The organism is Pseudomonas sp. 7SR1, assembly GCF_900156465.1.
Lineage (GTDB): Bacteria > Pseudomonadota > Gammaproteobacteria > Pseudomonadales > Pseudomonadaceae > Aquipseudomonas.
In genome coordinates this window covers 5,381,693-5,401,951 of record NZ_LT707064.1, presented here as the reverse complement: position 1 = coordinate 5,401,951, position 20,259 = coordinate 5,381,693, and the positions used below count along the sequence as shown (strand labels likewise).

Annotated in this window: 22 protein-coding genes; 14 read left to right on the top strand and 8 right to left on the bottom strand. The window is 62.2% G+C overall.

Features of this window, described 5'->3' with window-relative positions; all coding sequences use genetic code 11:
* Positions 1-1,347, bottom strand: coding sequence for an MFS transporter (locus BW992_RS23715; RefSeq protein ID WP_072394239.1), 1,347 nt, complete (start codon positions 1,345-1,347; stop codon positions 1-3).
* Between the two features lie 326 nt (positions 1,348-1,673).
* On the opposite strand from BW992_RS23715, the gene BW992_RS23710 reads away from it, so the two are divergent.
* Complete coding sequence (locus BW992_RS23710) at positions 1,674-2,384, top strand: FadR/GntR family transcriptional regulator (RefSeq protein ID WP_072458500.1); 711 nt, start codon at positions 1,674-1,676, stop codon at positions 2,382-2,384.
* A 243-nt stretch (positions 2,385-2,627) separates the two neighbouring features.
* On the opposite strand, the gene BW992_RS23705 is transcribed toward BW992_RS23710, so the two are convergent.
* Genes BW992_RS23705 through BW992_RS23695 form a run of 3 tightly spaced genes read right to left on the bottom strand, consistent with a single transcriptional unit; the run spans position 2,628 to position 5,220 of the window.
* Positions 2,628-3,809, bottom strand: a complete 1,182-nt coding sequence (locus tag BW992_RS23705) for an acetyl-CoA C-acetyltransferase (protein ID WP_072394245.1) — start codon at positions 3,807-3,809, stop codon at positions 2,628-2,630.
* Positions 3,810-3,820: 11 nt separating this feature from the next.
* Complete coding sequence (locus BW992_RS23700; RefSeq protein ID WP_072394248.1) at positions 3,821-4,486, bottom strand: CoA transferase subunit B; 666 nt, start codon at positions 4,484-4,486, stop codon at positions 3,821-3,823.
* A 35-nt stretch (positions 4,487-4,521) separates the two neighbouring features.
* Positions 4,522-5,220 carry a CoA transferase subunit A gene (locus BW992_RS23695; RefSeq protein ID WP_076407199.1) on the bottom strand — a complete coding sequence of 233 codons (699 nt, stop codon included), beginning with the start codon at positions 5,218-5,220 and terminating at the stop codon, positions 4,522-4,524.
* 157 nt (positions 5,221-5,377) lie between these two features.
* Between BW992_RS23695 and BW992_RS23690 the strand changes: the two genes are divergently transcribed.
* The 11 genes from BW992_RS23690 to BW992_RS23640 all read left to right on the top strand — a co-directional run bounded on the left by BW992_RS23690 (position 5,378) and on the right by BW992_RS23640 (position 14,302).
* Entirely contained in the window at positions 5,378-6,283 is a 906-nt protein-coding gene (locus BW992_RS23690) for a LysR family transcriptional regulator (RefSeq protein ID WP_072394254.1), read from the top strand.
* Between the two features lie 150 nt (positions 6,284-6,433).
* Positions 6,434-6,943, top strand: a complete 510-nt coding sequence (locus BW992_RS23685; protein ID WP_072394257.1) for a ferritin-like domain-containing protein — start codon at positions 6,434-6,436, stop codon at positions 6,941-6,943.
* Between the two features lie 59 nt (positions 6,944-7,002).
* Positions 7,003-7,272 carry a hypothetical protein gene (locus tag BW992_RS23680; protein ID WP_072394262.1) on the top strand — a complete coding sequence of 90 codons (270 nt, stop codon included), beginning with the start codon at positions 7,003-7,005 and terminating at the stop codon, positions 7,270-7,272.
* 38 nt (positions 7,273-7,310) lie between these two features.
* The gene (locus tag BW992_RS23675; RefSeq protein ID WP_371128574.1) at positions 7,311-7,571 is read left to right on the top strand and encodes a metallothionein; all 261 of its coding nucleotides are present in this window, start codon (positions 7,311-7,313) and stop codon (positions 7,569-7,571) included.
* A gap of 610 nt (positions 7,572-8,181) precedes the next feature.
* Positions 8,182-8,559, top strand: coding sequence for a general stress protein (locus tag BW992_RS23670; RefSeq protein ID WP_072394265.1), 378 nt, complete (start codon positions 8,182-8,184; stop codon positions 8,557-8,559).
* A gap of 254 nt (positions 8,560-8,813) precedes the next feature.
* Positions 8,814-9,695: a manganese catalase family protein gene (locus tag BW992_RS23665; RefSeq protein ID WP_072394268.1), complete on the top strand. Its 882-nt coding sequence runs from the start codon at positions 8,814-8,816 to the stop codon at positions 9,693-9,695.
* A 110-nt stretch (positions 9,696-9,805) separates the two neighbouring features.
* Positions 9,806-10,735 carry a ZIP family metal transporter gene (locus tag BW992_RS23660; protein ID WP_072394272.1) on the top strand — a complete coding sequence of 310 codons (930 nt, stop codon included), beginning with the start codon at positions 9,806-9,808 and terminating at the stop codon, positions 10,733-10,735.
* A gap of 249 nt (positions 10,736-10,984) precedes the next feature.
* Positions 10,985-11,557, top strand: a complete 573-nt coding sequence (locus tag BW992_RS23655) for a hypothetical protein (RefSeq protein ID WP_072458497.1) — start codon at positions 10,985-10,987, stop codon at positions 11,555-11,557.
* Entirely contained in the window at positions 11,554-11,985 is a 432-nt protein-coding gene (locus BW992_RS23650) for a phage holin family protein (RefSeq protein WP_072394275.1), read from the top strand. The genes BW992_RS23655 and BW992_RS23650 overlap by 4 nt, the downstream gene beginning before the upstream one ends.
* Positions 11,982-12,770 carry a DUF3618 domain-containing protein gene (locus BW992_RS23645; RefSeq protein ID WP_072458496.1) on the top strand — a complete coding sequence of 263 codons (789 nt, stop codon included), beginning with the start codon at positions 11,982-11,984 and terminating at the stop codon, positions 12,768-12,770. Before BW992_RS23650 ends, BW992_RS23645 begins: the two co-directional genes overlap by 4 nt.
* A 125-nt stretch (positions 12,771-12,895) precedes the next feature.
* A complete protein-coding gene (locus BW992_RS23640) occupies positions 12,896-14,302 on the top strand; it encodes a saccharopine dehydrogenase C-terminal domain-containing protein (RefSeq protein ID WP_076407198.1) in 1,407 nt (468 codons plus the stop codon).
* Here BW992_RS23640 and BW992_RS23635 read toward each other — a convergent pair.
* Complete coding sequence (locus BW992_RS23635) at positions 14,289-14,693, bottom strand: YkvA family protein (protein ID WP_076407197.1); 405 nt, start codon at positions 14,691-14,693, stop codon at positions 14,289-14,291. The genes BW992_RS23640 and BW992_RS23635 overlap by 14 nt on opposite strands.
* Before the next feature lie 167 nt (positions 14,694-14,860).
* Here BW992_RS23635 and BW992_RS23630 point away from each other — a divergent pair, with 167 nt between their 5' ends.
* Positions 14,861-15,880: a hypothetical protein gene (locus BW992_RS23630; protein WP_076407383.1), complete on the top strand. Its 1,020-nt coding sequence runs from the start codon at positions 14,861-14,863 to the stop codon at positions 15,878-15,880.
* A gap of 9 nt (positions 15,881-15,889) precedes the next feature.
* Here the strand turns inward: BW992_RS23630 and BW992_RS23625 are convergent, their stop codons facing one another.
* Positions 15,890-16,084, bottom strand: a complete 195-nt coding sequence (locus BW992_RS23625) for a hypothetical protein (protein ID WP_072430434.1) — start codon at positions 16,082-16,084, stop codon at positions 15,890-15,892.
* 143 nt (positions 16,085-16,227) lie between these two features.
* Here BW992_RS23625 and glsB point away from each other — a divergent pair, with 143 nt between their 5' ends.
* Positions 16,228-17,136 (top strand): glutaminase B, encoded by a 909-nt coding sequence (gene glsB / locus BW992_RS23620; protein WP_072394292.1) that lies wholly within the window; start codon positions 16,228-16,230, stop codon positions 17,134-17,136.
* Positions 17,137-17,196: 60 nt separating this feature from the next.
* Here the strand turns inward: glsB and BW992_RS23615 are convergent, their stop codons facing one another.
* Both BW992_RS23615 and BW992_RS23610 read right to left on the bottom strand, forming a co-directional pair.
* A complete protein-coding gene (locus tag BW992_RS23615) occupies positions 17,197-17,526 on the bottom strand; it encodes a hypothetical protein (RefSeq protein ID WP_072394295.1) in 330 nt (109 codons plus the stop codon).
* 684 nt (positions 17,527-18,210) lie between these two features.
* Positions 18,211-20,157 (bottom strand): DNA topoisomerase III, encoded by a 1,947-nt coding sequence (locus tag BW992_RS23610; protein WP_072458494.1) that lies wholly within the window; start codon positions 20,155-20,157, stop codon positions 18,211-18,213.
* Positions 20,158-20,259 lie beyond the last annotated feature (102 nt).

Below are 20,259 nucleotides of genomic sequence, written 5' to 3'. Positions count from 1 at the left end.
TCAAACGTGGCTGGCGGCGGGATTGGCCGGCGTCGTGGCGGATTTCGGCTTGGGCGTGTTGCGCGCGGCGAACACGATGATCGCGGCGATGATGGACGTGGCCGCCAAGCCATAGAGGCCACCCTGGATGGAGCCGGTGTGCTGCTCCAGCAGGCCGAAGGTGGTCGGTGCGACGAACCCGCCAAGGTTGCCCACCGAGTTGATCAGGGCGATGACCCCGGCGGCGATCCGGGCGTCCAGGTAGGCCTGGGGAATCGGCCAGAACAGCGAGGACGCGGATTTGAAGCCCAGGGCCGCGAAGCAGATGGCGACGAAGGCGAAGATCGGTCCGCCCGTGGTGGACATGAACATCCCGGCCGCCGCGATCAACAGCGCCGCCGCGACCCAGGCCTGCTGGAATTTCCACTTGGCCGACAGCGAGGCGAAGGCGTACATGCCGACGATCGACAGCAGCCATGGGATCGAGTTGAACATGCCGACCTGCAGGTCGCTGAGCTCACCCATCTTCTTGATGATGCTCGGCAACCAGAACGTCGCGGCATAGATCGTCAACTGGATGAAGAAATAGATCAGGCAGAACAGGATGATCTGGCGATCCTTGAGCAACTGGCCGATGGACAGCTTGACCGGCGTAGCGGCTTCACGGGCCCGTTGTTCGTCATCAATGACTTTTACCAGCGCGTCCTGTTCATCGCGTTGCAGCCACTTGGCATCGTGGGGCTTGGAGTCCAGCCAGAACCAGACGAAGACGCACAGGCAGACGGAGAACATCCCTTCGATGAAGTACATCCACTGCCAGCCGTGCATGCCCAGGCCGTTGATCTGCAGCAACAGCCCCGACAGCGGGCCGGAGATCAGCGAGGCAATGGCCGAGCCGCTGAGGAAAATGGCGATGGCCTTGCCGCGTTCGACACCTGGCAACCAGCGAGTGAAGTAATAGATCACCCCGGGAAAGAAGCCGGCTTCGGCCACGCCCAGCAGAAAGCGCAGGATGTAGAAGTGGGTTTCGTTCTGGATGAACGCCATGGCCGATGCCACCAGGCCCCAGGTGAGCATGATGCGAGTCAGCCAGATCCGGGCGCCGATTCGTTGCAGCAGGATGTTGGAGGGGACTTCGAACAGCGCATAGCCGATGAAGAACAGACCGGCACCGAAGCCGTAGGCGGCCGCGCCGATGCCCAGGTCGTGTTCCATGTGGGCACGCACGAAGCCGATGTTCACGCGGTCGATGTAGTTGACGATAAACATGAGGACGAACAGCGGCAGGATGTGACGCTTGACCTTGGATATGGCCGAGAGCAGCACAGGGTCCGCGCCGGCATTCGCCTTGGGGCTGGAGGTGTTCACTGGTTTTTTCTCCCACTGATTATTTTTATGCGGGGCATCGAGCACGTGTCGATGTTGATAGACATCATACAACTTGATTTTTTTGAGTGACAAGCGCTTTTTAATCACGAATGCGCGGGGTGAAGGGCTGCCTTATGCCGTATTTATTGGTTGATAGGAGGCTGTTTCGGTTTTTGTCGGCGGATGAGCAGCGGAATATCGTTTAAAGGTTCTCAGGGTTTTCAGGCAAGAATTGAATGTTGTCATACAAGTTGAGCAATCAAAGTGCTCACGCTCTGGCCCGCTGATGATAGGATCGCCTAGCCTGTTTTCGAGGATCCCTGGCGATGCAAGACACCGAAGTCCCGCTGCGCAAGCGTACCCACAACCTGGCCCATGACCTGGTGGCGAAACTCAGCCAGAGCATCCTGCTGGGCCAGTTGAAACCGGGCCAGAAGCTGCCATCGGAAGGCGCCATCGTGCAGGAGCATGGCGTCAGTCGTACGGTGGTGCGCGAAGCGATTTCCAAGCTGCAGGCCTCGGGACTGGTGGAGACCCGTCATGGCATCGGTACCTTCGTGCTGGAGCAGAGCGCAGAACCGGGTTTGCGGCTCAATGTCGATACCGCGGCGGGCGTGAGGGGAATCCTCGAACTGCGCCTGGGCCTGGAGACCCAGGCGGCGGCACTGGCGGCCCAGCGTCGTGATGAGCGGCAGTTGCAACAGATGCGCCAGGCCCTGGATGACTACCAGCGGCTGCTGAGCAACAACGACAGTTGCGTGGAAGCCGACCGGCGTTTTCATCTGCTCATTGCCGAAGCCACGCAAAACACCTGTTTCGTCGAAGTCATGCAGCACCTGGGCAGCGCGATGATCCCCAGGACCCGGGTGAATGTGGCCGAACGGGGCCAGGCCGACCTGGGAAAACTGGCGCAAGTGGCCAATCTGGAGCATGAAGCGATCTTCAACGCCATCAAGCGCCAGGACTCCGATGCCGCCCGCGCCGCCATGTGGCTGCACCTGACCAACAGCCGCGACCGCTTTGGCGCGGGCTCCTGACAAAGGGTTTTCTGCAAAAGCAGTTCGGCAATCTCCCCCGGTCAGGCGAGCTCTCGCCACAACAGACCGGTCTGTCAGGTACAGCGATATTTACGACATGAAGGGCCAGCAGAGTCCGATCCAGGCGGTCGTGGCAAAAGCGCCAGGTAAAAAAACGGCGCAACCGAGGTCGCGCCGGTGGTGGAGCCAGTGACCAGGCGGATGTTCGTGGGTCCGCGCAGCCACTGTTGAACGCGTCGTCGGTCAGCCTCGTTCCAGCGCCAGGGCCACGCCCTGGCCGCCGCCGATGCACAGGGTTGCAAGGCCTTTGCTGGCATCGCGCTTGATCATCTCGTGCAGCAGCGACACCAGCACCCGGCAGCCCGAAGCGCCGATGGGGTGACCCAGGGCAATGGCGCCGCCGTTGACATTGACCTTGTCCATGTCCCACTTCAGCTCCCTGGCCACGGCCAGCGATTGGGCAGCGAAGGCTTCGTTGGCTTCGATCAGGTCCAGTTGGTCCAGCGACCAACCGGCCTTCTCCAGGCAGCGACGGGTCGCCGACACCGGACCGATGCCCATGATGGCCGGGTCGACGCCGGCGTTGGCGTAGGCGCTGATTTTCGCCAGCACTGGCAAGCCCAGCGCCTTGGCCTTTTGCGCGCTCATCAGCACGACGGCCGCCGCGCCGTCATTGAGGGACGACGCATTGCCGGCGGTTACGCTGCCGTCCTTCTTGAAGGCCGGCTTGAGCTTGGCCAAAGACTCGGCGGTGGTACCGGCGCGCGGTTGTTCATCCGTGGCGAACGCCACGGGATCGCCCTTGCGCTGGGGAATCAGGATTGGCGTGATCTCATCGGCGAAGCGACCGCCTTCGATGGCGGCAACGGCCTTCTGCTGGGACGAGGCGGCAAAGGCATCCTGTTCCTCGCGGCTGATGCCGTACTTGTCCACCAGGTTCTCGGCGGTGATGCCCATGTGGTAGTCGTTGAACGCATCCCACAGGCCATCGGTGATCATGCTGTCGATCATCTGCGCGTGGCCCATGCGCAGGCCGGTGCGAGCGGCCGGCAGGACGTAGGGGGCCAGGCTCATGTTCTCCATGCCGCCGGCGATGATGACCTCGGCGTCGCCGCAGCGGATCGCCTGGGCGCCCAGGTGCAACGCCTTGAGGCCCGAGCCGCAGACCTTGTTCAGGGTCAGCGCCGGCACCGCATGGGGCAAGCCGGCGAGGATCGACGCCTGGCGGGCCGGGTTCTGCCCGGAGCCTGCGGTCAGTACCTGGCCGAGAATCACTTCATCGACCTGTTCGCCGGACAAGCCGGTCTGTTCCAGCAGGCGACGAATCACCGCTGCACCGAGCTCCGGCGCGGGAATGGAGGCCAGCGAACCCTGGAAACTGCCGATGGCGGTACGGGTGGCGGCGACGATCACGACTTCTTGCATAAAATCTCTCCTCACGGGGCAGCGAACTGCATTTCAGGGACGTGGTCCGGCACGATCAGCTTGCCGGCAGTCTTGGCGACGATTTCCTCGACGCTGACGCCCGGGGCACGTTCTTTCAGGATGAAGGCACCGTCCTGGATTTCCAGGTAGGCCAGGTCCGTCAGCACTCGCTTGATGCAACCGGCACCGGTGAGCGGCAGGCTGCAACGGGGCAGCAGTTTCGATTCGCCGTCCTTGGACGCATGGGTCATGGTCACGATGATGTTCTCGGCGCCGGCTACCAGGTCCATCGCACCGCCCATGCCCTTGACCAGCTTGCCGGGAATCATCCAGGACGCGATATTGCCCTCGACGTCTACTTCGAATGCGCCGAGCACGGTCAGGTCGATGTGTCCGCCGCGGATCATGGCGAACGATTCGGCCGAAGAGAAGATCGACGCGCCGATGCGCGCGGTGACGGTCTGCTTGCCGGCGTTGATCATGTCGGCATCGACTTCGTCTTCGGTGGGGAAGGCCCCCATGCCGAGCAAGCCGTTCTCGGACTGCAGCATGACTTCCATGCCTTCGGGAATGTAGTTGGCGACCAGGGTGGGAATGCCGATACCCAGGTTCACGTAGTAGCCGTCCTGCATTTCGCGGGCGACGCGTTGAGCCATTTGTTCGCGGGAAAGTGCCATGGTGTTATTCCTTCATTCGGGCCGGGGGCAGGGGATCACTTGCGTACGGTGCGCTGTTCGATGCGCTTTTCGAACGTGCCGCAAATGAGCCGGTCGACGTAGATGCCAGGGGTATGGATCTGCGTCGGGTCCAGCTCGCCGGGTTCGACGATTTCCTCGACTTCCACCACGGTGATTCTGCCCGCCGTGGCGGCCAGCGGATTGAAGTTCTGGGCGGTGTGACGGTAGACCACGTTGCCGAAATGGTCGGCTTTCCAGCCTTTGACGATGGCGAAGTCCCCCGTGATGGATTCTTCCATCAAGTATTGCCGGCCGTGGAATTCACGGGTTTCCTTGCCTTCGGCCACCGGAGTGCCGACACCGGTGGCGGTGAAGAACGCCGGGATGCCCGCGCCACCGGCGCGCATCTTTTCGGCGAGGGTGCCTTGGGGAGTGAGCTGGACTTCGATTTCACCACTGAGCAACTGCTGTTCGAAGAGGGCGTTTTCACCCACGTAGGACGCGATCACCTTGCGAATCTGCCGGTCTTCCAGCAGCACGCCGAGGCCGAAACCGTCGACGCCGCAGTTGTTGGACACCAAGGTGAGATCGCGAATGCCCTTGCGCTTGATCTCGGCGATCAGGTTTTCCGGAATGCCGCACAAACCGAAGCCGCCGGCGATCACGGTCATGCCGTCCTTCAAGCCTTCCAGCGCTTCCTCATAGGAGCTCACGCGTTTGTCGAAACCAGCCATAGACACCTCTTTTATTCTTGATGGGGTCGCAATGGAATGCAGTGTTGCGCCAAGTCATATATTTGTTAAGTTGATTTTTGAGTTAGATTGATTGGTAAAACTCAATAATCGTCTTGCGGCTTGAAACCAGTTGCTTGCCGCTGGGAGCATCACGACCATGACCCTCAAGCAGATCCGTGCCTTCCTCGCCGTCGCCCAGAGCCTGAGCTTTGCCGTGGCCTGCGAACGGCTGCACCTGTCCCAGTCGGCCCTGAGCCTGACCATCAAGGCACTGGAGGACGGCCTGGGTGGACGCCTGTTCAGCCGCAACACCCGTAATGTGGCGCTGACCCCCGAGGGCGAATCCCTCTTGCCGCTGGCCCGCAGGCTGGTTGCCGACTGGGATAACGCCGAAGATGAAATGCGCCAGCGCTTCACCTTGCAGCGGGGGCGCGTGACGTTGGCTGCGATGCCCTCGTTCGCCGGGAACCTGTTGCCACCGATCCTCAAGACCTTCCGCGTCCGCTATCCGAATGTCAACGTTACGGTCAACGATGTGATCAACGAACAAGTGCTGGAAATGGTGCGTGATCGCCATGTGGAGCTGGGCGTCGCCTTCGAGCCGGCGCAGGGTTCCTCCCTGGCGTTCACGCCGCTGTACCTGGACCGGTTCGTCGCGGTGGTGCCGCTGGATTCGCCCCTGGCCGATTGCCGGGAAATCCAGTGGCGAACCTTGCTGGAGCAACCGTTCATCACCTTGCAGCGGCCCTCCACCGTGCGGGTGATGCTGGAGGAGCACCTGCAGGCCCGGGGCATGAAGTTGCCGGTGGAATTCGAAAGTCATCAGTTGGCGACGGTGGGTCGAATGGTCGCCAGCGGCCTGGGGGTCAGCGCGGTGCCGGCGCTGTGCGTCAGGCAGATGCATGAGCTGGGGGCTCGGTGCATCACGCTTCGCGATCCCGTGGTGGAGCGGGCCATCGGTGTGTTGACCAAGCCGGGGCATGAATTGTCGGCTGCGGCTCAGGCGCTGTTCGACACCCTCAAGGATCAGCACCTCTGGGAACGAGGCCTGCGCCCAGACTGAACGCGGGCCTTTGCCGCTGCCATTGCCTTTCGTCGCCCCGGATCCTGGTTTCTTCAAACTTTCGACGTGTCTGGAACCTCCATTTTCATGAAGGGTATTTCAGAACTGTCGCGCTGCCATGCAGCAGCGACCACGGGTAAGGAGAAAAAAATGGCAACGCCCAAAGACAACCTGCTGGATTGGCTCAACGACGCTCATGCCATGGAGCAGCAAGCGGAAAAAATGCTCAAGGCCCAGGCCGAGCGCCTGGAGCATTACCCCGTCCTCAAGGCCCGGATCGAAGAACACCTGCAGGAAACCCTCGGCCAGCAGAAACTGGTCGAACAGTGCATCCAGCGCCTGGGCGGCAGCACGTCGATGCTCAAGGACATGGCCGGCAAGCTCATGGCTTTCGGCCAGGCGGTGGGCGGCATGACGATGAGCGATGAGGTGGTCAAGGGCGCCATGAGCGGCTATGTCTTCGAAAACCTGGAGATCGCCTCCTACACCGTGCTGATCGAGGCGGCGAAAGCGGCCGGCGATGTCGAAACCCAGCGCGCCTGCGAACAGATCCTGCCCCAGGAAATTGCCATGGCCGATTGGCTGCGCGATCACCTGCCGGAGATCACCCAGGCGTTCCTCGAACGTTCGGCGAACCCCAATACCGAAGCCAAGCGCTGAGCGTCAAGGAAAGCGGCCGGCCTGTCCGGCCGCTTCCGGATGCCGGCAAGAGGAGGCGTATGAAGCAGACCACGGGTGAAGTTCGAGCCATCAATCGCCAGAGCGCAATGGCCGGTGTCTACGTGCCACAGGAGGACGGTCACACCGTGCTGGAACTGCGTTCGGCCAATGACATCGACATCGGCGACGTTATCGAGTGGGACAGCGGCGAGGCCCTGGGCACTCAGTCCTACCGCAATCGCACCAAGGGCTGGAGCGCCGAGGTGTACGTGGTCAAGCACGGTGTCGCGGCCGCCAACCTTGAGGTTCAGTTGCTGGTGGGATCCTGAAACGTCGTCGAACAACGACCCGCAACGTAGCCAGGAGAATGAGCATGAGCGAATCGAAGATGAAATGCGGCTGTCCTGATTGCCAGTGCGAGGTGGATCCGCAACGGATGTTCAACCACGACGGCGAGGCCTATTGCAGCCAGGCTTGCGCAGAGCAGCACCCCAACGGCGAGCCGTGTCCGGCCCCCGATTGTCACTGCGAGCGTAGCGGCAAGGTGGAGGAGCGGGACATCACCAACCGACAATTGGACGACGCCCTGGAGGAAACCTTTCCGGCCAGCGACCCGATTTCTCCCTGAGCACCGAGTTTTCAGGCTCTGTACGAAAAGTCTTGAGATGACCCCCAGGCAAGGCGAAACAGCCGAGCAAGTGCAGTTACTGGAGTACCTCATCAGTATCAAGGCTTTTGGTAAAGAGCCTAATCCGGGCACCGGCGACAGGGTGCCCGGACACCGCAAGCCGGTCAGTGCGGTGGTGCAGAATAACACCGGCAGCCCGCGAGTTTTGGCTTCCTGGAACGGCGCGTGGCCGGGACGACGAGACCGGTGCAGTAGGGTGCCGGCGTCGCCCGACCTTTGGCAGACAGCGTGGAAAGACACGCACTGTTTTTTAGCTGCGAAGACAAGGCGAACTCGTACCGAACTTGTTCTGTTGCATATGTACATGTGACTAACGTTTCGCATGGGTGCGCTTCTTCGTGAATGGTATGACGCTTGTTTTAATTTGATTAATCGTTAGAGGAGGGTTCGATAGCGTTTTTTCAAGTGCTGCGGAGCCAAATTAAATGAACTCATGACTATTTACCGTTCGTCGTCGTCTGATGAACTTCATTTAAACCTTGGCGCCGGCAGATTTTCCGAATAGGACGAGCCAACTGGTTCGCTAACAGCAACTAACGAGGTGAATGAAATGGCTAATACAGGTAATAACAACCCTGGCAATTTCGCTAACGATCGTGAGAAGGCATCGCAAGCCGGGAAAAAAGGCGGACAGGCGTCGGGTGGCAACTTCGCCAACGATCCGGAACGTGCAGCCGAGGCCGGACGCAAAGGTGGCCAGGCATCGGGCGGCAATTTCGCCAATGACCCCGAGCGCGCCGCAGAGGCCGGCCGTAAAGGCGGCCAGGCATCGGGTGGCAATTTTGCCAACGATCCCGAGCGCGCTTCGCAAGCCGGCCGCAAAGGTGGCCAGGCTTCGGGTGGCAACTTTGCCAATGACCGGGAGAAAGCCTCCGAGGCCGGCAGGAAAGGTGGCGAAAACAGCCATGGCGGCGGTCGTGATTCCTGAGACCGCCAGACTTCAGGCCCCAGCCGCCTGGTTGGGGTCCGTGCCGGTTTCGATATAAGAACATCCATATAGTACCGGTTGGGTAATGTTTCATCGGTTCTGAGGGGCGGCGACTTGTGCAGTTCTCCATAAGTTGCCGTTCGTTTTGTTTGTTGAATAAAAAGCACAGCACCAGTTCTTGATTACTTTTGGCATTGGCGCGCCGGCGATTGCGGTGTGCTCACGGCCCTGTGTTCTGATCGAGGAGTTCAATCATGTTTATGCATAACAAACGACTGCAGTACACCGTGCGTGTCGCCGAGCCCAATCCAGGTCTCGCCAATCTGTTGCTCGAACAGTTTGGGGGACCCCAGGGTGAACTGGCGGCAGCGTCGCGTTACTTCACTCAGGCCTTGGCCGAGGATGACCCGGGGCGCAAGGACCTGCTGATGGATATCGCCACTGAAGAGCTCAGCCACCTGGAGGTGATCGGTTCGATCATCGTGATGCTGAACAAGGGCGCCAAAGGCAAGATGGCCGAAGGCGTGGACGAGGCGGGCCAGCTCTATCGCGACATCAACGGCGCTGGCAACGATTCCCATGTCACCAGCCTGCTCTACGGTGCCGGTGCGCCGTTGATCAACTCCGCCGGCGTGCCCTGGACCGCTGCCTACGTCGACACCATCGGCGAGCCCACCGCGGACATGCGCTCCAATATCGCCGCCGAGGCCCGGGCGAAAATCGTCTATGAACGGCTGATGAACATCACTGACGATCCGGGGGTTAAAGAAGCCCTGGGGTTCCTGATGACACGGGAAATCGCCCATCAGTTGTCGTTCGAGAAGGCACTGCACGCCATCCAGCCCAACTTCCCGCAAGGCAAGTTGCCGGGCATGCCGGAGTTCGCCAACGTCTACTTCAATATGTCCCAGGGCGAGCCGACCGTACGTGGCCCATGGAACCAGGGCGATGACTGGGAGTTCGTCGAAAGCCCGACGCCAGCGGTGGATGGCGGCGATGGCATGGCCAGTGTCCAGTTGAGCGAAGAAGACGAGGCGCGGTTGATGGACATGAAGGCACGGACGATGTCCAACCCTGAAAGCGACCCCACCACAGGCGCGGACTTGGGTTCAGGGATGCAAGGTGACAAACTGTAGGCCTGACGGGGCGGGGAAGCCTGGCTTGCCCGCCCGAACCTTCCATTGCAACGTTCCTGCCGCCTATGGCACGAACGATCGGGCTGGCTAAGCCTGTAAGGATATTTTCGATGGACCAGTCCACCTCCCGGATCCGATCGCCCTGGCGCACCTGGCTGGACCCGCTGCAAAACAACCCGCTGCTGGGCGCGAGCTTCTGGCTCGGTTTGATCGTGGTCGCCGCGTTGTTGCTGTACAGCGGCTATAACGCGCTGGTGGGGGCCGACCGTCATCACCTGGGCTACGCGGTGCTGGGGGGGACCTCCGGATTCGTCGCCACGGCACTGGGTGCGATGATGGCGGTGGTGCTGCGCGATATCTCCTCGCGCACCCAGGACATCATGCTGGGGTTCGCGGCAGGCATGATGCTGGCCGCCAGTTCGTTCTCGCTGATTTTGCCCGGCATCGAGGCCGCAGAGGTCATTTGCGGTAATCAACTGCTCGCTGCGTTTGTCGTCGTGCTCGGCCTGGGCCTGGGCGTTGCCCTGATGATCGGGCTCGACCGTTTCGTGCCCCATGAGCATGAATTGAGCGGTCGGCGCGGACCGCAAGCCGAACGCATCAATCGCGTCTGGTTGTTCGTGCTTGCGATTACCTTGCACAACTTGCCGGAGGGCATGGCCATCGGCGTCAGCTTTGCCGATGGGGATTTCAAGGTAGGCCTGCCGCTCACCACTGCCATTGCCATCCAGGACATCCCCGAGGGACTTGCCATTGCCATGGCCCTGCGGGTCACCGGCATCAGCACCCTGCGAGCGGCGTTGATCGCGGTGGGCTCGGGGTTGATGGAGCCATTGGGTGCGGTGATCGGCCTGGGCATGTCCTCGGGCGTGGCCGTGGCCTATCCCATCAGCCTGGGCCTGGCGGCCGGGGCGATGATTTTCGTGGTGTCCCACGAAGTGATTCCCGAAACCCACCGCAACGGCCATGAAACCCCGGCGACCCTGGGCTTGATGATGGGGTTCGCGGTGATGATGTTCCTCGATACGGCGTTGGGTTGAACGGCTCGGAAAACACCTGATCGCTGGAAAATGACGGGAACGAATCGGGCCTGGCGGATGCGCCAGCGCCCTTTTTTTTTTGCCTGCGCTCTGCCTGGATCCACGGGGGATACCGCATGGCGCGCGACATCGAAACTCGTTGGAACTACCCCCCGCGACACTTCGTCATCTGTTCTGAGAGACCCATGGCCGGGCGATCACCGCGGTGGCTGCCCGTAATTGTTTTCATCACGGAGGCGATGGACAGACATGACTAATGCGGACAACCACTCCGAGCGACAACAGGGCCCTTCGGGCCAGGCACGACCCAACCCCATCAAGGATGAGTTGAACGAAACCATTGGCAGCGCCCGTGAACAGGCCGATGCGCATTTCGGCCATTACCGCGATACGGCGGCGGACCAGATCGATGCATTGGCGCGGGGCGCCAAGTCGGCGATGTCCGAGCTGGAAGCCAACGACGCCTTAGGCCTGTCTCACTACCTGGCGGACATGGCGGATTCGATGACCGGCCTGGCCGGCAGACTGCGCCACATGAGCGCCGAACAATTGCTGCACGAAGGATCCCGTCTGGCGCGGGACAACCCGGGCCTGTTCCTGGCCGGCAGCGTGGCGGTGGGCTTCGGGCTGTCGCGGTTCCTCAAGGCTGGCAGCTCACCGGTCGCCGCGGACATCGACGACCCGGCCGCCGGCCATTCCACCCCACCATCCGGCGGCTTCACCGCACACGAGCCCTTCGAGCCTGGCGTCGATCCCATCGGCCCAGGCGCCGGCACCGGCCCGCTTTCGGATTCGGCCAGCACCCGAGGAGAACTGCAATGAATCGACCTGACCCGGATTTTCAACGTTCCGCAGGCGCCCCTGCCACCGATACCGATGCGTCGGTCATGGGGTTGCTCAAGCAACTGACCCACGAGGTCCCGTCGCTGTTCACCAAGGAGCTGGCCTTGGCCAAGGCTGAGTTCCAGGCCAGCCTCAATACCCTCAAGGCCGGCATTGCCGCTGTGGCCGGCGGGGCTATTGTGCTGCTGGCCGGTTTCATCGTCCTGCTGATGGCGGTGGTCTATGGCCTGAGCACGGTCATGGCGCCGTGGCTGGCGGCACTGATCGTGGGCGTCGTGGTCATGGTCGTCGGTTTCGTGATGGTGCAATCGGGCAAGAAGCAATTCGAACCGTCCCACTTCAAGCCGGACCGTACCCTCGAGGCATTGAATAAAGACCAGGACGCCCTGCGGAGGAAAGTCTCATGAAGGATGAATTCAAAACCGAATCCGAGAAGAGTCCGCAAGCCCTCGAGCGCGAGATCGACGAGCAACGGGCCCATATCAGCCAGATCGTCGACGCGCTGGGCAGCAAGTTCACTCCGGGGCAAATGCTCGACCAGGCCTTGACCCTGGTGAAGGGCAATGGCTCGGAGTTCTTCGGCAACCTCGGCACCACGGTACGTAACAATCCGGTGCCCACCGTACTGACCACGCTCGGATTGTGCTGGCTGATGCTTGGCCAGAACCATCCGCCTCGGGTGGGTTACCGGGTCGGGCCGGACCAGGACTGCGCGGGCCGGAGTGAAGGGCTCGTCGGTGCGCGGGAGCATCTGCACGACACCACCGATTCCCTGCGCGAGGGATTCCATCATCTCAAGGACAAGGCCTCGCACCTGGCCGACGATCTCGGGGCCAATGCCCGCCAGGCGCGGCGCAGCGTCCATGCGACCGGAGAACGCCTGGCCCATGGCACGCAGGACCTGGGGGAACAGTTCAACCGGCTGCTCAAGGAACAGCCCCTGATGATGGCTGCGGCGGGAGTCGCCCTGGGTGCCATGCTCGGTGCCGCGTTGCCCGCCACCTCCACGGAGCAGCGAGTGATGGGCAAGACCAGCGCCAACCTCGCCGACAAGGCCAGGCAGACCGCGCGGCAGGGCTATGAGACGGTGCGCGATACGGTGAGCAAGACCACCGAGCATCACCAGGAAACACCTCCCAGGACTCAGGCACCTTCCGCGACGGACTTGTCCGGCGGGTTGGGCACTTCATAGCCCAGCACGCCGGGACGGCGCAGGTTCTGCGGTGCCTGCGCCGGCCACTGTCGAGACTGACAGTAGCCAGGACGCCATGACCGGTATTTCATGGCCTCTGTATCCGTATCTTCGGGGGGCAGCGCATGGAACATCAGGTCCCGTTCAGCGGACATCTGATTGTCATCGGCTTCGGCACGATAGCCCGGGCCACCCTGCCATTGTTGTTGGGGCAGGAGCTCATTGCGATCAAGCGCTTCACCGTGGTCGCGCCAGTGATCGACCACAACATCTGGTTCAAGGAGCGGGGGATTCGCTTTGTCCGCAAGGCACTGACCGAGCACACTTTTGCCCAGGTCCTTGACCGTGTCGTCAGGCCCGGTGATTTCATCGTCAACCTGTCCGTGGAAGTCAGCTCCCTGGCGCTGATCGCGTATGCCTTCGACAAGCGTGCGATGTACCTCGATACCTGTGTCGAACCTTGGGCAGGCGGCTATAACGATCCGCGCCTGGATCTTTCGCGTCGTACCAACTACGCGTTGCGGCACGAGGTGCTGACGTTGCGCAAGAAGCTGGGCCGGGGTCCGACGGCGGTGGTGGCCCATGGGGCCAATCCTGGCTTGATCACGCACCTGCTCAAGGCCGGGCTGGTGGAACTGGCGCTGCAATTGAACCACCCGCTGCCGCAGAACCGCGACGGCGTGGATTGGGCACGGTTGTGCATGAAAACGGGCATCAAGGTCATCCATTTCGCCGAGCGCGACACCCAGTGTTCGCACCGGATCAAGCAGGACGATGAGTTCGTCAACACCTGGTCGGTGGAAGGGTTCATCAGTGAGGGCAGCCAACCGGCGGAGCTGGGGTGGGGCACCCACGAGCGAACCTGGCCGGCGTCCGCCAGGCGTCATCGCTTCGGCGCGCGCAATGCCATTTACCTTGAACGTCCCAGCGCCAGCGTGCCGGTCAAGACCTGGACCCCCTTGGGCGGAGCGTGCCTGGGACTGATGATCACCCATCACGAAACCGCGTCCACCGCCGACCTGCTGACGGTGAAAGAGCGCCAGACCCTCGTCTATCGGCCCACCCTGCATTACGCCTACCACCCCTGCAACGATGCGTTGTTGTCCATTCATGAGCTCATTGGGCGGGGGTGGCAGACACAGGGTTCGGAGCGCATTCTCAACGGTGAAATCGAGAGCGGTGGCGTCGATGCGTTGGGCGTGCTGCTCATGGGGCATGAGCTGAATGCCTACTGGTTCGGCTCGATGCTGAGCGTCGACGAAGCCAGGGCGCTGGTGCCCTTCAACAACGCCACCACCCTGCAGGTGGCCGCCGGGGTCCTGGCGGGCGTCGTCTGGGCGGTGGAGCATCCGGCGCGGGGCATCGTCGAGCCGGAACAGATGGATTACGAACGGGTGCTGGAAGTGGCCAGGCCCTACCTGGGCACCCTGGTCGGCAAGCGCACCGACTGGACGCCCAGCGGCACTCCCTGCCAGGCTTCAGGAGAAGGGGCGGCGGAGGCTTGGCAGTTCGAGCATTTCACTCGCCTGTGAGGGAACCGCGCACCAGCCACCAGCCGCCTGCCAGTGCGGCGATCCAGCACAGCACGATCACCACGGCGGCGATCCGGTTCACCGGGCGCTGGCCCTGGTTTTTCTCCCATTGGCGGGCCCTGGCTGCACATTCGGCCAGCACAGCCGGCGGCATCAGGCGAAGGGCCAGCCAGATACCCAGCGGCAGCAGGATCACGTCGTCCAGATAACCCAGGATAGGGATGAAGTCCGGAATCAGGTCGATGGGGCTCAGGGCGTAGGCCACCACGATGACTGCGATGGTCCTGGGGAGCCACGGCGTCTGTCCATGGCGATAGCAGAACCACAGTGTCAGGGTCTGGCGCTTCAGGGCCCTGGCCCATTGGCGAAGTCGTGCTGAAGGCGATGTCATGGCGGCCGGTCGTGGTGCGAGTCGATCCGACAAGGGTAATCGCAAACCGGGCAGGGTGCCTGTAGCCGCGACGGGATCGGGGAGCTGGCCCTGATGACGCGTTGCCCCAGGCATCCAGGGCTTTCCTATACTCAATGCCAGGGTGACCTGAATCCGGGGTGCCGATCGTGCTGCATTCGCTGATGCTGGCCGTGTTGATCATTCTGGCGGGGTGCGCCACGCCGCAGCGCGGTCAACAGGTGGACTCGGTGGCGGTGGCCCAGGACACCTGGCGCCAGGTGGACCGACAGATCGTCGCCGCCTCCGGGACCGCGATCGAACAGGCCGAACGCTATGCCCGTGGATCGATGGAACATTGGCGGATGCTGGTCTACGAGCGGACCGAGGCCGAGTTCATCCCCTGGTTCAGCAGCTACTGGACCCAGGAATGGTTGGCGGTGAAGGTCAGCTGGTATGCCGCCAGCGCCCAAGGCGAAAAGGATTCCGCGTCCAGGCGCCTGGCGGTCTATCTGCAGACGCAGTATCGCGAACGGGTGCTGGAACCCGTCGCCGTGGAGATCGATCCCGAAGCGATCCGGGCCAACGCGACGAGTTATTACGTGAGCCTGCTCAACCAGCAGGTCCAGATGATCGCTCAGAGCCATCGGATCCCGCTGGAACTGATGAACCGGCGCCTGCACGGTATTCCCGCGGTCAACCTGGGCCCCCCGGCGGCGCGCAATGCTTCGCTGTACCAGATGGTCCATACCAACCCGCTCAATACCCTGCCGGCCTACACGGCCCTGATCGATTACGTCAATAAGGCCGCCGCCACGGGAAACGGTCCCTCGGACGCGGTGATCGCTACGGTGGCACAACGCACCAGTGAAAAGATCGAAGCGCAGTTCGCCACTCGAGGGGCGACCGGTGCGGCCGCGGCCGTGGCCGGAAAGGCGGCGGGGGCATTGATTTCCGTAGGGGTGGCCGGCATTCGCGCGATCATCCACGAAGGCGAGCGGCCGGAAATGCAAGCGCATATCCGCAAGAGCCTGAGCGCCGCGTTCGACGAAGCCTGGTTCAAATCACTCAAGCATCCCCTCAGCGGGGTGCTGGCGCCGGTGTATTACCTGGATGAGGAAATCAGGGGCAGCCTGATGGAGGCGGAGCTGGCGAACCGGCCGGTGGTGCTGCCGCAACTCGAGCCATGACCGGCGGGGTCAGTCCGTCCCGAGGGTGACGCGGCAACCCTTGCGGTGGCGTATCTGTTCGTCCGTGGGCCGCTCCTTGATGAATTCGAAGCGCGGTTCGCCTTCGCTATAGATCACCAGCCAGCCCCATTCCAGCTCGCTTTCGTCCTGGCCGGGCTTGGGTGGCGACGCCCACCAGGGTTCTTTCTGCATGATCTGACGCATCGTGTACTCCTGCAGGTTGATCCTTCACTATAGACCGCCCGATCGAGCGGCCGATTCAAGGCCGGTGTGCTCTGATCCCGCTTGTCGACGTCTAGGGTCTGTATCCCCGCACTCGAACGGGGAATGACTGGACCCCCGCACCCATGCAAGCATTGTTGAACGAGATCCTCGATGCGGTTCGCCCCCTGATCGGTCAGGGCAAGGTGGCCGACTACATTCCGGCCCTGGGCACTGTGCCTGCCAATCAATTGGGCATTGCCGTGTATGGCAACGATGGCGAGATGTATTGCGCAGGCGACGCCGAAACGCCGTTTTCGGTGCAGAGTATTTCCAAGGTTTTCAGCCTGGTGCAGGCCATCCAGCACTCCGGTGAAGCGATCTGGGAACGCCTGGGTCATGAGCCGTCCGGCCAGCCGTTCAATTCCCTGGTGCAGCTGGAGTTCGAACGGGGCCGCCCACGCAACCCGTTCATCAACGCCGGTGCCCTGGTGATCTGCGACATCAACCAGTCGCGGTTTGCCGCCCCGGCCTTGTCGATGCGCGACTTCGTACGGCGCCTGTCGGGCAATCCCAATGTGATGGTGGATGGCAAGGTCGCCGAATCGGAATACCAGCATCGCGCCCGCAACGCGGCGATGGCCTACCTGATGCAATCGTTCGGCAATTTCCATAACGACGTGGAGGCAGTGCTGCGCAGCTATTTCAGTCATTGTGCGTTGCGGATGAACTGCATCGACCTGGCCCGGGCGTTCTGTTTCCTGGCCAATGACGGCTTCTGCAAGCACAGCGGCGAGCAGATCCTCAGCGCCCGCCAGACCCAGCAGGTCAACTCCATCATGGCCACCAGCGGGCTGTACGACGAAGCCGGGAATTTTGCCTACCGCGTCGGTCTGCCGGGCAAGAGCGGGGTGGGCGGTGGGATCGTGGCGGTGGTGCCAGGGCGTTTCACCGTGTGCGTCTGGTCCCCCGAACTCAATGTCGCCGGCAACTCCCTGGCCGGCATGGCGGCGCTGGAGCTGCTCAGCCAGCGGATCGGCTGGTCGGTGTTCTAGGGTTTGTACGAAAAAGGGCCCGTTTCGGATAGAAACGGGCCCTTTTTTATTCAGCTGCGATCAGTAGAGGCGGTCGATGACCTGGACCTGCGAAGTATTCTGCACCGCCTGCCAGGCCTGGGTCAGCGTTTGCAGCACGCGACCGATGTAGTCCTTGTCGGCTGCGGCCTTCTTGCCGACGTAGCCTTGTCCGCGGCGGTACATCTTCAACCGGGCACACAGGTCTTGCGTGTTCTTTTCGAACTCGTCTTCCTGGGTGTACGGCGACAGGCAATCCATATGCACCTGGCCAGTCTTGCTGATCCACAGGATATGGCTGTCGAGGGTGTCCTTGTGTGCAGCGAACATGCGAGCCAGTTCATCAATAGATGGTTGATTGTTCAGATTCATGTGTAAGCCCCTTGACCATTTGGTTGATCTGTCTGGTGGTTCGCAAAAACTTCGCTATTCGGTAACTCAGGTACCGAAACCAGGCCGTCAGCGTCCTTGCGTCGAACTTCGGCGGCGGCGCGGAACGGCTGTGTAGTGCTATCGAAGGGCTGCTACGCAAATGCGCTACAACGAAGAGAAACAGCGAAGAACCTGTCAGGCATCGTCAACTTTCGAGGGTCGACCCGCGCGTCATGAGGATCTTCGCCAGCGTTTCTCGTCCTTGTTTCCGGACGGTCATGCCAGGTCAGCACCTTCAATCTGCCTTGTGGGCAGTCCCTTATCCAAAAAACAGCTCGGCGGTCAGACGAGCTTGCTCAAACGGTTACCTGTACTCCCGATCGGGGAGACGTCTGCATCATGCAAGGGCAAATCGACGTCGTCAACGGTTTTGTAGTGATTATTTTTGGTCACTACATATTGTCGGACAAAACGGTTTGGCTATGAAAAATGACTGGCAGCACGGCTGTGTTTTCTGTGGCGCGGGCATTCATCCCGCTGGGGCGCGAAGCGGCCCGAATGGTGGGTGAGGTTATCTGATACACGCAGGCAGCTGGATTGGGGTTGCTTTGCAACCCGGCGGGGAATAGATCCCCTCGTGGCAGGTTCGGTGTCTGGCAGGGCACCCGATTGACTCCGACAGGCTCAGGTCGCCTTGGCTTTTGTCGCTTTGCGCGGCGCGCCGGCGGCCTTGCGCTTGGCCGTCTTGCGTTTGTTTTTCCATGGCGCTGCGCCACGACCGGCGGGGCTGGCCGGACCGCTGATGGCCAGGCTCATGCCCTGGCAGCGAGCGATGTGCTTGCTCATCCAGGCGGCCTGGCGGGTGACGAATTCTTCCAGGCTCATTTCCCCGCTCTGCACCATGTCCAGTGCCTGTTCCCAGATGGCGGTGGTGCCTGGGTCGGCAATGGCGCGGGGCACGGCGTCGATCAGGCTGAAGGCCGCCGGGGTGGCGGACAATGCCTTGCCGTTCTTGACCAGGTAGCCACGGTCGAGCAGGCCCTGGATGATCGAGGCCCGGGTCGCTTCGGTACCGATGCCGGTGGTGTCCTTGAGTTTCTGCTTGAGCAGCGGATCGTCCACCAGCCTGGCGACGTTTTTCATGGCCTTGATCAGGTCGCCCTCGGTGAACGGCTTGGGCGGCTGGGTCCACAGGTCCTTGAGCGTCACTTGCTCCACGGCGCAATCATGGCCTTCGATCAAGGCCGGCAGGGTTTGCGGTGCCGGGGCCTCCCGGCCTCGTGCAGGAGCCAGGGTCTCGGGCAGGGCACGTTTCCAGCCGGGCTCGACGATCTGCTTGCCCACGGCGCGCAATGCCTGGCCGGCGCAATCGAAATCGGCCTGGGTGCGGTCGTATTCATGGTTGGGCAGGAACTGCGCCAGGTAGCGCGCGCGAATCAGCGTATAGACGGCTCGCTGCTTGCCAGCGAGCTTGTCGAGGTTCTTCGCGGCAGCGGTGGGAATGATGCCGTGGTGGGCGCTGACCTTGGCATCGTTCCAGGCCCGGGACCTGCGTTGCGGTTGCAGGTGCTCGCGCAGTGGCGCGAGACCCGGGTCGGCCTGGGCGAGGGCGGCCAGGATGGCCGGTGCTTCGCTGTGCTGGCTCAAGGGCAGGTAGCCGCAATCGCTGCGAGGATAGGTGATGACCTTGTAGGTTTCGTAGAGGGCCTGGGCGATGTCCAGGGTTTCCTGGGCGCCGAGGCCGAGCTTCTTCGAACAGACTTCCTGGAGGGTGCCCAGGTCGAATGGCAGCGGTGCCGCTTCGCGCAGGCGTTCGGTGCGCACCTGGGTCACCAGGGCGGTGTCGGCATTGTCCATGGCCTGGGCGGCATCACGGGCGATGGCCTGGTTCAGGCATCGCTCCTGGTCGTCGCAGGCAGCCGCATCGGCGCGCCACTGAGCGGTGAACACGGTGCCGGCATGACGCAGTTGAACGTCGATGGCCCAATAGGCCACCGGTACGAAATCGGCGATGCTGCGGTCGCGATCCACCACCAGTCGCAGGGTGGGCGTCTGCACGCGCCCCACCGGCAACACGCCCTGATAGCCGGACTGGCGTCCCAGCAAGGTGAACAGGCGACTCATGTTCATGCCGATCAGCCAGTCGGCCCGGGAGCGGCCCAGCGCCGAATGATACAGGTTGAAGGTTTCGGCCCCCGGCTTGAGGGCAGCCAGGGCCTTGCGGATCGAGGCTTCGTCCAGGGCCGATAGCCACAGGCGCTTGATCGGCCCGCGATAGCGGCAATGCTCCACCAGTTCCCGGGCGATCATTTCGCCTTCCCGGTCGGCGTCGGTGGCGATCACCAGTTCACTGGCTTCACCCAGTAAGCGCTTGACCGCCTTGAACTGGCTCGCGGTCTTCGGCTTGACGGTCATTTTCCATTGCCCCGGCACGATGGGCAGGTCGGCCAGCACCCAGCGCTTGTAGCGGGCATCGTAGGCATCGGGCGGGGCGGTCTCCAGCAGGTGGCCGATGCACCAGGTCACGGTGATGCCCGTGCCCAGCCAGCAGCCATCGCCGCGTCGCCTGGCGCCGAGCACGGCGGCGATGTCCTTGGCCTGGGATGGTTTCTCACAGAGGTACAGCTGCATGTCGCCCTTTTCCGAACAGTTCTGCTGGGAGCTGTAGCATGGTCAGGGATTGCTCCGGGGGCAAGTTTTATCTGTATGCATATACAGATAAAACGTTGCGCT

Bases quoted from the DNA above. Each gene is read 5' to 3' on its own strand.
- BW992_RS23650 (WP_072394275.1), top strand. From the start codon at position 11,554: ATGAATCGACCTGACCCGGATTTTCAACGTTCCGCAGGCGCCCCTGCC.
- BW992_RS23625 (WP_072430434.1), bottom strand. From the start codon at position 16,084: ATGCGTCAGATCATGCAGAAAGAACCCTGGTGGGCGTCGCCACCCAAG.
- BW992_RS23685 (WP_072394257.1), top strand. From the start codon at position 6,434: ATGGCAACGCCCAAAGACAACCTGCTGGATTGGCTCAACGACGCTCAT.
- BW992_RS23660 (WP_072394272.1), top strand. From the start codon at position 9,806: ATGGACCAGTCCACCTCCCGGATCCGATCGCCCTGGCGCACCTGGCTG.
- BW992_RS23700 (WP_072394248.1), bottom strand. From the start codon at position 4,486: ATGGCACTTTCCCGCGAACAAATGGCTCAACGCGTCGCCCGCGAAATG.
- BW992_RS23670 (WP_072394265.1), top strand. From the start codon at position 8,182: ATGGCTAATACAGGTAATAACAACCCTGGCAATTTCGCTAACGATCGT.
- BW992_RS23695 (WP_076407199.1), bottom strand. From the start codon at position 5,220: ATGGCTGGTTTCGACAAACGCGTGAGCTCCTATGAGGAAGCGCTGGAA.
- BW992_RS23655 (WP_072458497.1), top strand. From the start codon at position 10,985: ATGACTAATGCGGACAACCACTCCGAGCGACAACAGGGCCCTTCGGGC.
- BW992_RS23640 (WP_076407198.1), top strand. From the start codon at position 12,896: ATGGAACATCAGGTCCCGTTCAGCGGACATCTGATTGTCATCGGCTTC.
- BW992_RS23710 (WP_072458500.1), top strand. From the start codon at position 1,674: ATGCAAGACACCGAAGTCCCGCTGCGCAAGCGTACCCACAACCTGGCC.
- BW992_RS23690 (WP_072394254.1), top strand. From the start codon at position 5,378: ATGACCCTCAAGCAGATCCGTGCCTTCCTCGCCGTCGCCCAGAGCCTG.
- BW992_RS23635 (WP_076407197.1), bottom strand. From the start codon at position 14,693: ATGACATCGCCTTCAGCACGACTTCGCCAATGGGCCAGGGCCCTGAAG.
- BW992_RS23615 (WP_072394295.1), bottom strand. From the start codon at position 17,526: ATGAATCTGAACAATCAACCATCTATTGATGAACTGGCTCGCATGTTC.
- BW992_RS23610 (WP_072458494.1), bottom strand. From the start codon at position 20,157: ATGCAGCTGTACCTCTGTGAGAAACCATCCCAGGCCAAGGACATCGCC.
- BW992_RS23705 (WP_072394245.1), bottom strand. From the start codon at position 3,809: ATGCAAGAAGTCGTGATCGTCGCCGCCACCCGTACCGCCATCGGCAGT.
- BW992_RS23645 (WP_072458496.1), top strand. From the start codon at position 11,982: ATGAAGGATGAATTCAAAACCGAATCCGAGAAGAGTCCGCAAGCCCTC.
- BW992_RS23675 (WP_371128574.1), top strand. From the start codon at position 7,311: ATGAGCATGAGCGAATCGAAGATGAAATGCGGCTGTCCTGATTGCCAG.
- glsB (WP_072394292.1), top strand. From the start codon at position 16,228: ATGCAAGCATTGTTGAACGAGATCCTCGATGCGGTTCGCCCCCTGATC.
- BW992_RS23680 (WP_072394262.1), top strand. From the start codon at position 7,003: ATGAAGCAGACCACGGGTGAAGTTCGAGCCATCAATCGCCAGAGCGCA.
- BW992_RS23665 (WP_072394268.1), top strand. From the start codon at position 8,814: ATGTTTATGCATAACAAACGACTGCAGTACACCGTGCGTGTCGCCGAG.